We start from the raw sequence: 11965 nt of genomic DNA on the forward strand, positions 1-11965 counted from the left end.
GACCAATTGGCACATTATTTACTCTATCTGTGCATTTGTAACCCGTTCCAGAAGGAAACGGCTTTTGTTCCAATGAAACGGTTTATACTCTGTATTTAATCGGATCGTGTTATTACGGAATATAAGTCCGTCCACTGATTTCGCATAAAGAATAGGAGCATCAAATGTATCGAATTCATTCTCTTCAATCACAATGCCTCCCTCAGTACCACCATGAAAATATTTTTGCTGTGATTTCAAGTCCGGTATCTCCGGATAAATGGAAATTACAGCATTGGTAAACTGGAACATATTTGTCAATGCATTGACAAAACGATTTTTACGGATAATCACATTCCGGCAAGCTCCCGTCTCATACCAACCGTTACAATCTCCACACAGCAATATAGCCGTTCCGGATGTATGGTCAAATAAATTATTTTCTGCAACCGTCTTCCTGGGAGTACTGAACAACGCACCCCGTGCACGGTTATTACGAACCACATTATCAGCAAACACAACTTCCGGTGTCCAAGTCAGGTTCTCTATACCAAAGCCACTTTCTTCATTAATAGCCGGATCGACAGGGTCACGAAACGTTATACTAAATTCACGTGCTCCTTGAATATCCTCTTTGTCGTAGGGACGAATATCTGTAATGTTATTCTGTTCACCAATAAGTTCCATTGTCGATGAACGGATAAACTGCACTTCATCTCCGGTTCTTCCCCATTCGAATCCCCAAGCTTGGTCGTGCATATAGCGTCCTATCAAAGTACGGTCATCCACCCGCTTTACCACTTTCAGATAAGTGCCGTGTACATTGATCGCATCATCCATCATCCCTTCATACAATCCGTTTCTTGAAATTATTTTTCCTTTACAGCCCGAGAAGTGAGTAGCATCGGCTTGAGTAGTAAAATAACGGGGATCGTCATTCCCTTTCAGGCAAACACTAAACCCATCCAACGTTATATTTTCACACAATTGTGCCAATAATCCCATCCCTTCGGCATAATGCACTTTCACATTCAATAATCGGGTATCTGTATCATGAGAAAGAAATATTCCGGGTGCAGGCCGGAAATAGGTCCGCAAGGCAATAACCGTTCCGGGCACGAGACGAGTGTCTTTCCAGCTCTTTATATTTAAACGACGCGGTGCCACTTGAACCACCTCTTTATTGGGATAATGCAAATCACTTGTATTATAAACGATATGGCGGCTTTTAACTTCAAAAGCAATGCCACTGGAAGGCCGTAACATCCAGCCGTCTCCCAATGTCTCAAACACAGAATCCTTACTGACCCGATAATCCACCCATGGAGCTACCTCATACGTTGTTCCATTCTCCGGAGAATTATCTATAATCTGTATCTGCGTTATATGCGGATTTTCAAAATCGATACTAAAGTTTTTCAATACACAGTTCTCCGAGCGTAAAAGAGAAATCGGAAGCATCCGCCCATGAAAAATAAATTCAGAGCCTTGTCCGTCAAGAGTGAAATCCCTCATTTCTTCAATAGCAATTCCTACCTTCTTCGGGTTAGTTTGATCGTGATTGGAAATGTAATATTCACGAATGGTAGCATTTTTCTCATAAAAATGATACTGTCCCACAGGAAACTGAAGTACAATTTTATCGCCTTCCCGGTAATCCTTTCTGATTCTGTCCAATACTTTCCGCAATACGGGCGAAGCATCTTTTTTTACATTGGCTTTCAAGCCAAAATCGGAAACATTATATACACGATCGGCAGCACAGATATCTACAGAAAATAAAAATCCCAATAAACCGACAGAAAGAAATACAAAAAATGTTCTCATAGCATTCAACATTACTCTTGTTTTGAGTTTAACAATATATTCGGATACAAATATATATTTTTTGTACATAACCCGACTAAACCAATCACTTTTTTTGTCTAAAATCAAGTACAAATGTTCTTTTTTTCGCTATTTCTATTCTCTCGTTAATTAACCGTAAAACTTTTCGAGAGAATGTAGTTTATGTTAATGATATATTAATTTTGCGCAGTTTTAAAATAAATGTGCAAAAACGTAATGGAACAACAACAAGGGTTCATAGACTTTATTGAGCAGAGTATTATAAAAAACTGGGACTTAAGTGCCTTGACGGATTACAAAGGAATCACCCTTCAATACAAGGATGTTGCCCGTAAGATAGCAAAGTTTCACATAGTACTTGAAAGTGCAGGTATTCAACCCGGCGATAAGATAGCCGTCTGCGGACGCAACAGTGCACATTGGGCCGTTGCCTTTTTAGCTACAGTTACTTATGGAGCAGTAATCGTCCCCATTCTTCACGAATTCAAAGCCGATAATATACATAATATTGTCAACCACTCGGAAGCTAAATTGCTTTTTGTCGGTGATCAAGCCTGGGAGAATCTGAATGAAGATGCCATGCCATTATTAAAAGGCATTGCCTCTCTAACAGACTTTTCAGCACTCGTATCCCGTTGCGACAAGTTGACTTATGCATTCGAACACCGAAACGAAATATACGGTCGCCGTTATCCGAAAAACTTCCGTCCGGAACACATTTCCTATCGTAAAAGCGCCCCGGAAGAATTGGTAATCATCAATTATACTTCCGGTACGACCGGTTATTCCAAAGGAGTTATGTTACCCGCCCGCAGTATGTGGTCCAATATCACCTACTGTTATGAAATGCGTCCTTTAAAAACAGGAGATACGGTCGTATCGATGCTCCCATTAGGGCACGTATTCGGTATGACGTATGACTTTCTTTATGGTTTCTCAGCAGGAGCGCATCTCTATTTTCTCACTCGGATGCCCTCCCCTAAAATCATAGCGCAATCTTTTGCCGAAATCAGGCCGAAGTTGATTTCATGCGTACCGTTAATTGTAGAAAAGATCATTAAAAAAGACGTATTGCCCAAACTTGACAATAAAATCGGCAAGCTACTTTTGCGTGTTCCCATTCTTAATGACAAGCTAAAATCAAGGGCACGGCAGGAAGCTATGGAGATATTCGGTGGTAATTTCAATGATATTATTATCGGAGGTGCCCCCTTCAATGCAGAAATAGAAGCTTTCCTGAAAAAAATAGGATTTCCTTATACCATCGCTTATGGAATGACAGAATGCGGGCCTATCATTTGCTCAAGCCACTGGCAAGATTTAAAGAAAGCCTCCTGTGGAAAAGCAGCCAGCCGCATGGAAGTAAAAATAGATTCTCCCGATCCAAACACGCATGCCGGTGAGATTATTTGCAGGGGAACCAATCTCATGTTGGGTTATTATAAAAATCCCGAAGCTACCGCTCAAATCATAGATAAAGACGGGTGGTTGCATACCGGAGATTTGGGTACAATGGACAATCAAGGTTATGTTACGATACGCGGTCGTAGCAAAAATCTGTTACTAAACTCCAGTGGACACAATATCTATCCCGAAGAGATAGAGAGCAAGCTGAATAACATGCTGTATGTCTCAGAATCATTGATCGTGTTACAAAATGATAAGTTAGTGGCACTGATATATCCGGACTTTGATGAAGCTTTTGCCAATGGTCTGCAACAACCGGACATTGAAAAAGCGATGGAAAACAACCGTATCGAGTTAAATCTTCAGCTACCATCGTACAGTCAGATAACCAAAGTCAAAATTCACTTCGAGGAATTTGAAAAAACAGCAAAGAAAAGTATCAAGCGATTTATGTATCAAGAGGCGAAAGGGTAATTCTTCCTTTCGTCTCTTTTTTAGTTTTATTTTATCTTCTCATAATAAGGTAAACGGTTCAAAGGAACATCCGTGTCAATTACTTTCGGACCTTTAAAAATTTGCCCTCTCTCATCTTTCCATTTACCTTTGGGCAGCTTCACCGTACGTTTTACTCCGGGAGTCACCATAGGAGCTACCAGATACTTGTCCCCCAACATATATTGATCTTTACAGTCCGTAAAGCCCTGATGGGGATACTCATACTCCATGGAGCGAACAATCGGCTCACCCGTTTCCGCTGCGCGTTTGGCCAACTCCAGAATATACCCGCTCATTTTCTGATGCAAATGGGCATAATGTGCACAAATATCAGCATTCTCTTTACTTAAAATCCTCCAAGGAGCTACAGAAAATTGCATCATAGGCATTAACGCATGTACCTGGCAAGAACGTACAATCAGTTCTTCATCAAACTCTTTTACATTGAGGAAAGCACTGTACTGCCCGCCCCCAATCATATCGGGACATGTATAATAATACCCCAGCAAACCGGCAGCCAACATATCCGGTATTAACATTCGTGTAGCATTCCATGAGTAATCCTTATCACCCAAACGCTGAACCAACGCCTGACCTCCAAGCTTCCAGCATGCCCGCAATTCATTGTAAGGAAAACTCAAACCTAACGCTGCCCATTTTTCCATAAAGGTATTAGGAGTGGCATCCTTATCATAAAAATCATATTCTCCGGGCGTCATATAACTGATATCCGCACCATCGAATTTAAAACCGTCTATTCCGTATTTCTCCTGATTGGCACGAAGTTGCTGTTTCAGATACTCCATAGCTTCCGGATTAGTAGTGTCATAGCAGGCACTGAAGCCATTCCACCAATGGATAATGGCAGGCTGCCCCGTATCCTTCTTCTTCAAGAGATACCCTTTCTTTTCCAATATCCGAAATTCCGGACTATCTGCCGATACATAAGGCGCTATCCATAACATCACTTTAAATCCCATCCGGTGCAGCTCATCCGTCATCCCTTTCGGATCCGGAAATTTCTCCGGTTTAAAATCGAAATTACCGTAATACCTCTGCCAGTTATCATCAATCATAAATACCCCTTGCGGAAAGCCATTCTCCACTACCTTATGGGCATATTGCATAATATCCCGTTGATTCTGATCATACATCAGTTCTATCCAAGTGTTGTATTGTGGCAATGAGAAAAATTCCTCTTTCGGTATTTGCCCTGAAGAGGGAAAGTGCTTTTTGGCAACAGCTAATTGAGCCTCTTTCAAAGTCGTTCCGGCAGATACAGGTTCCAGTTTTTCACTATCCGAATAAACGATAAGATCTCCGTTTTTCATTTCAAAACGGAAAGGATTTTCCGCCCATATATATCGTCCGGCAGAAGAAATCATGCAAGGGACAAGCTGGTTATTACGATTGTTACGGGCTAAATCCTGTAATGCCAGCTGCTGTCCGAATGGCATCTGGTGTCCTAAAGCAACCACTCCTCCCCACCATCTTTCGTTTTTAAGCGGAGAAACCACAGTTGTAAACACATTTTGCCCGTACACAGCCAGGCTATTTCCCAATAAAATGAACAGTAATAATAGTAAAGTGTTTTTCTTTTTCATATATGATCAATTAAAGTACCAATTCATTAAATAGCTTGTCCAGTGTTTCCTCCAAGTCAACAGAAAAACCTACATGCGGACGGGAAGTCTGGATACACGAACTTCTCATAGCTGTCAGCCAGCGAAATCGCTCCGGAATATCCAATGCAGCAATTGTTCCTCCCGTTTTATGACCGGAACAGACCTTACTGAAAGCCTCCATATGTTCACGAAAATCGTCTATATCCAACTCCGGAGAGAAGACTCTCAACCTGTTTTCATTAATAGCATAGCGCATCTTTATAAAGTTAACCTGCTTGGAAAACAGAATAACCCCCACATTGATAAACTCTTCGCGTTCCACTTTCGGTACAATGCGGATTACTGCATATTCATATAAGTGTTTTTCTGGCATCCTCTGCTTCTTTTACAAATATTTCAGAATGATGTATCCTTTCTGTTAGAAATTGAAAATAAATATCTCGTATATCTTGGGGAGTTTCCTCCTTATCTCTCCAATGCAACCAGTCATCGGGTATCAGTTCCACAATCTCACGAAGCTTTTCATCAGTCAATATCTCTTTGCATATTCTATCCGCTTCCTCCAACTCACTCGCTTCGGCCAGCAAGGCATGCTCCTTTATCTGTGTAAAAGGACTGAGCGCATGCTTCCTCCAGTTTACCCACGAATGATGGAAAAACAAAGATGCTCCATGATCTATCAGCCACAATTCTTTGTGCCACATCAACATATTCGTATTTTTTGCCGTACGATCTACATTGGTCAGCAAAGCATCCATCCATACTACCTGTGAGGCCAACTTAGCATCCACTCTGGTCACTACAGGATCGAAAGGTAATGCTCCCGAAAGAAAATGCAATCCTAAGTTCAATCCACGGCTTCCCTGTAGGAGGTCTTGTATCTCCTCATCCCCTTCCGAACGGCCGAAAGCTTCATCCAGATTTAAAAAGACAATCTCCGGTAAACGCAGTTTCAAGGCACGCGCCACCTCCCCGCCTATCAGCTCGGCTATAAGGGCTTTTGTCCCATGTCCGGCTCCCCGAAACTTCACAACGTATTTGAATCCGTCGTCCGCTTCGGCAAGTGCAGGCAACGAACCTCCTTCACGCAAAGGCATGATGTATCTGGTTACATTTACAGTGCGTATCTCTATTTCTCTGTTTTTTACTGTCATAGTGTTCCTTTCTCTTCTGTTTGTCAGATATTAAGTATAACAGTCGGTCTTCCGAAAAAGTTCCTGTTAAAAACCAAATGGAATCGGGATACAAATATATAAATAAAACTGTTATTCTTCCCTATAGGCAAAAAGAGAGATGGTAATTGCTATACAACAAATCCTCTATCGGATGCCATATATGGTTCATTGTCCGAATAACGATTCATATAAATAGCTTTCTCACTGACTTTTTTACGCTTCTCAGATTAAACTGTTTCATGAACTTCATTCAATTTTTCTATTCGCAGACATTCATAAATCATCCTGTCAACAAAATCCCGTACGAACTGCTCTCCTTTCTTAAAAGAGAATTGTCTTCTTATCTGGTTAGGAGTACCCACAAAACAGTTCGAAGATGAGTTTCTCTCTCCGGTAAATTCAATATTAATGCAAACCAGGCAATATCCTCCTCTTTTAACTTCTCTAATGTACTGAAAAGAAAGAGAGTTATAACAATCCTCCATCTCTTCATTCTTCTCCACCAACACAATCTCCTTATCAGAAATAAGCCCTTTCCTATCCCGTTTCACAATCTCCAGAAGTCTAGTGTTCAATCGGGATACGATTTCACAAAGACGGGAATAATTAAAGTCATTTTTTCTCCTGTTCATCAGATATTCGGATATTTTTCCATCAGTTTCTTCATAAATGATTTACTAATTTGTAAATCCTCCGCTTTATCGAATGGTGGAAGCATCATACAATTATTTCCCTTTATCAAAACCAGATAACTCACATTTATAATCATTGACTGGCTGATTTGGATCAAATGAGGATGGTAGCTCAATATTTTTTCTGCATTTGTCGTTCTTTTCAATGCCAAAGAACGATGATTACATAAGGCAGCTTCCCACAACCTGTTCACGGAGTTATAACGAAAATAGCCGATATGTTCCAAACGCAATAATTGTATATTTCCGGTCATTGTAGAAGACAGGAATATAAATCCGGAAAAACCAGACGTGCCGCTTAACAAAAACGATGCGTTTCAAAAAGTACAAAAACGACGCGTACAAGAAAAACGGTGAGCGCGGTCCTATTCAGCATGATCAAAGCCCACCGTTTTTCTTTCACTTGAACCCTCTTTAAATGGCTTTAAAATATCATTTAAAAGCCATTGCAGATTCAAAATAATTTCCTATCTTTATGCAATTGTTAGGCTGCTATACCTGACACCTCATCCGGCTTCGTGTACAGCATCATGTCTGTATATTTAGCTTGATAGTTTACGCTTGCACTAAACTCCACTTTCCTGCATTCCTTGAATGGGCTGCCGACAAATGGGTTTCGGTCCATCCAGTCGCACAGTTCTAAAATGGAGGACTTGTTCGAGGTGAAGTACACGAACGAATGCCCTTTCAGAACGGTTAGTACATCCAGATAGTCAGCCAGACGCCAGAACATCTTGTAAGTACCCACCTCGGTGGAGAGGTACGGCGGATCAACCAGGAACACCACACCCGGAACATCTTTGTAACGTTTGAATACTTCCTTGTAGTCTTCGCTGGTTATAGTCAGTCCTTCCAGATAATCCTTTGCTTCGGGATAGTCTGTCTGCCGAATCCTATTGTAGATGGCTTCTTTCTTCATTCCTTCCAAACTGGTCACATATTTCATGGCGAACAACAAGGATGCGGAAACCGTGATATAATCCACGTAACCGTGCTCTTTTTCTTCCCTCTCAATACGAGCAAACATTTTATCGCGAACCTCCCCGGTTATACGTTTGTTTCTGGGTTCCCCTTCAGCTATCCGACGCAAATCGGATAACAGCACATTGGTGGCCGGGATATTTACAAGTCGGCAGCGGTAGTTGTCGAAGTCATTATACACAACGGTGGCATCAGGCCTGACACATTTGGTAATATGTGACAGCAGGCCCGAGCCGCCAAACAAGTCCACAAACACGGTGCTGTCCGGGAACTGTCCCAGCACCTTGATAAATTCCCTCGCAAACATGCGTTTCTGCCCCACGAAAGGAAGCGGGGCGGACAAATACATCTTTCTCATTTCATTCTGCTTTAAAACGGCCGCAAAGGTCCACAGAATAAACGAAAAACAGCGGGAAACATGAACTGTTCCCGCTGCAAGACATATACAGCAAACTACACGTTCAACCCGAAGCGGACCGTCTCGTCACCGGCGATCAGCGCACGGGTGCCCGGGATATTATTCTCGTAGATATGTACATTGCCCAGATAGAGAGTGATCGACTTCAAGGGAAGTTCTATCTGCCGCGCCATCAGGTACAGGTGGTAAATATCGGAAGGTAGCCCGAGGTTTGCGTCACTGCTGCGCTGGTAGGCGGACAGAACCAGTTCACCGCCATCTAACTGGAACTGTACCAGACTCAAACAGGGTGCCTGGTTGCTCTCGGCACCGGTTTCGCCCAGAAAAAGCACGTAGTTCTTGCTGTTGCGCCTCTCCCGGTTAATTTTCGCTATCAACGGAGGCAGCTTCTCGAAATAGGTCGGGTAACTGTTCACCAGGATGGAGCCGCAATAGTCCCACCAGTTGATGCCGGCCTCCCGGTACTTCTCCACGTTGCGCTCACCCTGCATAAATAACTGCAACTCGCTGCGGAGCTTCTTGCGGGCGATATTATGCCCCTCGAATATGTCAAGCAGGTCCGCCGGTGTCAGTGACAGCTGCTCGTTCAGAAGGTATTGTATATTTCCCTTCTTGTTGGTCTGTGTTTTTCCCGTGGCAAGAATCTTGTCCAGGATACGGTAATACTTGTTCATAGCCATTTCCTCCTTCTAAATTTGAAACACCCTAAAGATAAGGGGAAACGGCACTCCCTACGACATAAAACAACCCGTTCACACTGCAAGCGTCTTGCAGTCGCTCTGGAATCGTTTCACCAAGGCATAAACCTTACGTTCGCTCACCGAATACTTTTCGGACAATACGGCCACAGCATACGAGACTTTTTCACCTTGATCGAGTAGGCGGGTATAGTCCGCGTACAGGTCGATATACCGGGCATCTTCCAGACGGATGCCGGCCGCCTGAAGCCTTTTCAACAGCTCCCGGTTAAAGTTTAATATCTCAATCACTTTCATACAACAAAAAAATTATATCTTTGCATCGCCAATCATTTTTTAGACAACAAAAAAAACGTCAAACCGTGACAGAGGGTATTTGCCCCCGGTCGCGCGGTTTGGCGTTTCATGTTTATAAAAGTGATTGGCGTTACTTTTTAACAGGCCGGGGGCTTTTTTCTTATCCTCCCCCGAAGGATTTATTCCACCCGGTACTTCTCCGGATCAAAAGCGTCTTTCTTCCTCCAGCCGTCAGACAGCGTGTCCTGAACATGCTTCATGGCTTTCGTGTAGAAATCGGTCAGTTCCTCCAGTGTGACGAACTCCCGATATTGGGGAACCTCATCCGTACCGAACTTGAATGTCACGGGAAGCGTAGCACCACCAGTCTGTACGGCCAGATCATACGCTGCCTTATAATTGAACTGGTTTTCACTTGACAGCCATACCGGCATACCTTCATAGAGAAAACCGGAAAGTATCTCACGGTCAATTTGCTCATTACACCAGTCTGTAATGACGGACTTTATAGTATCCATGTGAGGTCTGCCGACAAAGCCTTCCTCCATGTAGGAGGCGGATCCGTCCTCACGTTCCTGTACATCCCAGCGGATGCGCCATCTGTTGCGTGCCGGGCTCACGCACTCGATCAGTTTTATCCCGGATGTTCCTTCTACCCGTTTCATGTAAATATGTATTTAGTTCGACCCTTGCCGAAGGTTTCCGTCTTGATGGTGGTCTCGAACGGGAAGCCGTCGGGCATATCCTTCACTTGCAAGAGGATGTTCTTCATCTCCTCGCTGTTGGTAAAGAACTTTTTCGGTTCACCGTTCATCTCAATGGCCACGATACAGCGGTCCTCGCCCTGTTCGGTCTTGATGCCCGTCTCGAAGTCCTTCACCACAATCGGTAAGTTCACCAGCTCCCGGATGCTTACCACCACCCCGGGAAAACGTTTCTTGCCGTCCTCCGGCTTGTAGGAAACGTTCAAGTCTTTAAATGATCTCATGTCTTTGCCTGTTAATTTTTTAAACAACGTATGACAGTCGGCGTGCTTGGCCATCCCGTAGAACGACGCTATCAGCTCACGCCTCCTCCTTCTCGATTTTACCTCGTGCATTTTTCGGGCGAACTTCTGCTTGATGCGCTTGCGAAGGCGGACATGGTCCGCACCGAAAGTCACATACCCCAGAAAGTCGATGCCCTCGCCCGGCGGGAACACGCGCTCGTTCCCCTTCACCAGGAGACCGGCACACTCCATGCGCCCGTGGACGGCATCACGAATCTTCCACAGTTCCGCTTTCGTTTTACCCAGTACGACGCCGTCATCACAATAGCGGTAGAAATGACGCACGGCATACCTGTCCTTCAGATAATGGTCCAGATACACAGACAAAAGCAAATTGCCCAGCCCCTGCGAGCTGCGCAGGCCGATACTCAGACCTTCAGGCATCAGGCGGATAAAGCTCTCCAGCATGGTCACGAGCTTTGCGTCCTTGAACACCCGGCTGACGCAATACATCACAAAATCCTGCTTCACGCTCTCGTAGAATTTGGTGATGTCAAACTTGTAACAGTAACGTGTACCATCAGGGTCTTCGGCCATGTCACGGCGGACATACGCCAGGAGGTCGTGCATCCCCCGTCTCTTGATACTGGCGGAGGTGGTACGGATGAAAAGTTTCCGCAGATGGCGGTCCACCACCGCCATGATGGCATGCACGGCGATGCGGTCCTTCATCGGGATCACCTGAATGCGGCGTAGCTTGCCGCCCTCGATGATCTCGCGTTCACGGTAGTCCTTCACGCGGAAAGTACCGGATGCGATCTGCGCGACCAGCTCCTCCAACACCTCGGGCTTATGCGCGAGCAGATAGCACCCCTGGCGGCTGCGTTTACGCTTGCTGCCGCGAAGGACCTGCCGGAAGGAAGCCTCCATGTTGGAAGGCTCCACGATCTCCTCGATGATATACCCAACCCTGCGCATAAATTACTGTTTATTGCTTTTAATACGGGGCCTTCAATCCCCCGGGCCCGGCTTCTTCGAACCGTTTCCGGCCTACCAAACCCTACCCGACACTTTATTTTTCAGTTTTCCGGCCCTTACGGACCGCTGTTACTGCGGCTTGCCCCCCTCGGCACCACGGTGGGGACAAGTCCCCGGTGTTGTACGCCGATTAAAATTTCCTTTCGATTGTTGTTCAGACGAGAACCGATGTTCGTGTTCGTATTCGAGGAATCGTTGTTCGCATTCGACATCGAAACACCGCCATTCGGGTTCGCGTTGTTGTTGCCACGATAGACCACACGGCCTATGGGGAGGCGCCACCTTTCAAATGCAAAAGTACTATTTTCAAATTATTATTTAACA

Annotated in this window: 12 protein-coding genes; 1 reads left to right on the forward strand and 11 read right to left on the reverse strand. The window is 44.4% G+C overall.

The genetic code is table 11. The annotated features are described in order from the left end of the window. Positions 1-18: 18 nt before the first annotated feature. Positions 19-1806 (reverse strand): alpha-1,3-galactosidase-related protein, encoded by a 1788-nt coding sequence (locus tag HMPREF1532_RS17180; protein WP_005932354.1) that lies wholly within the window; start codon positions 1804-1806, stop codon positions 19-21. Positions 1807-2043: 237 nt separating this feature from the next. Here HMPREF1532_RS17180 and HMPREF1532_RS17185 point away from each other — a divergent pair, with 237 nt between their 5' ends. Continuing rightward, the gene (locus tag HMPREF1532_RS17185; protein WP_005932357.1) at positions 2044-3708 is read left to right on the forward strand and encodes a long-chain fatty acid--CoA ligase; all 1665 of its coding nucleotides are present in this window, start codon (positions 2044-2046) and stop codon (positions 3706-3708) included. 26 nt (positions 3709-3734) lie between these two features. Here the strand turns inward: HMPREF1532_RS17185 and HMPREF1532_RS17190 are convergent, their stop codons facing one another. The 10 genes from HMPREF1532_RS17190 to HMPREF1532_RS17235 form a co-directional block, all read right to left on the reverse strand. Next, on the reverse strand, positions 3735-5333 hold the full coding sequence (locus tag HMPREF1532_RS17190) for a glycoside hydrolase family 31 protein (protein WP_005932360.1): 1599 nt from the start codon (positions 5331-5333) through the stop codon (positions 3735-3737). 10 nt (positions 5334-5343) lie between these two features. After that, positions 5344-5727 (reverse strand): DUF3037 domain-containing protein, encoded by a 384-nt coding sequence (locus HMPREF1532_RS17195; protein ID WP_005932363.1) that lies wholly within the window; start codon positions 5725-5727, stop codon positions 5344-5346. Then, a complete protein-coding gene (locus HMPREF1532_RS17200; protein ID WP_044094033.1) occupies positions 5705-6487 on the reverse strand; it encodes a HipA family kinase in 783 nt (260 codons plus the stop codon). Before HMPREF1532_RS17200 ends, HMPREF1532_RS17195 begins: the two co-directional genes overlap by 23 nt. Before the next feature lie 269 nt (positions 6488-6756). Beyond that, positions 6757-7161 (reverse strand): hypothetical protein, encoded by a 405-nt coding sequence (locus HMPREF1532_RS17205; protein ID WP_005932369.1) that lies wholly within the window; start codon positions 7159-7161, stop codon positions 6757-6759. Then, a complete protein-coding gene (locus HMPREF1532_RS17210; protein ID WP_244266435.1) occupies positions 7161-7475 on the reverse strand; it encodes a LytTR family DNA-binding domain-containing protein in 315 nt (104 codons plus the stop codon). The genes HMPREF1532_RS17205 and HMPREF1532_RS17210 overlap by 1 nt, the downstream gene beginning before the upstream one ends. 230 nt (positions 7476-7705) lie before the next feature. Then, positions 7706-8560, reverse strand: a complete 855-nt coding sequence (locus HMPREF1532_RS17215; RefSeq protein ID WP_004326018.1) for a DNA adenine methylase — start codon at positions 8558-8560, stop codon at positions 7706-7708. 95 nt (positions 8561-8655) lie between these two features. Next, positions 8656-9300: a thymidylate synthase gene (locus tag HMPREF1532_RS17220; RefSeq protein ID WP_004326020.1), complete on the reverse strand. Its 645-nt coding sequence runs from the start codon at positions 9298-9300 to the stop codon at positions 8656-8658. A 72-nt stretch (positions 9301-9372) separates the two neighbouring features. Continuing rightward, positions 9373-9615: a hypothetical protein gene (locus HMPREF1532_RS17225; protein WP_004326021.1), complete on the reverse strand. Its 243-nt coding sequence runs from the start codon at positions 9613-9615 to the stop codon at positions 9373-9375. A 179-nt stretch (positions 9616-9794) separates the two neighbouring features. Beyond that, entirely contained in the window at positions 9795-10280 is a 486-nt protein-coding gene (locus HMPREF1532_RS17230; protein WP_004326022.1) for a DUF4376 domain-containing protein, read from the reverse strand. Next, positions 10277-11581, reverse strand: coding sequence for a reverse transcriptase domain-containing protein (locus tag HMPREF1532_RS17235; protein WP_005932374.1), 1305 nt, complete (start codon positions 11579-11581; stop codon positions 10277-10279). Before HMPREF1532_RS17235 ends, HMPREF1532_RS17230 begins: the two co-directional genes overlap by 4 nt. Positions 11582-11965 lie beyond the last annotated feature (384 nt).

This window comes from Bacteroides salyersiae WAL 10018 = DSM 18765 = JCM 12988, from assembly GCF_000381365.1.
Lineage (GTDB): Bacteria > Bacteroidota > Bacteroidia > Bacteroidales > Bacteroidaceae > Bacteroides > Bacteroides salyersiae.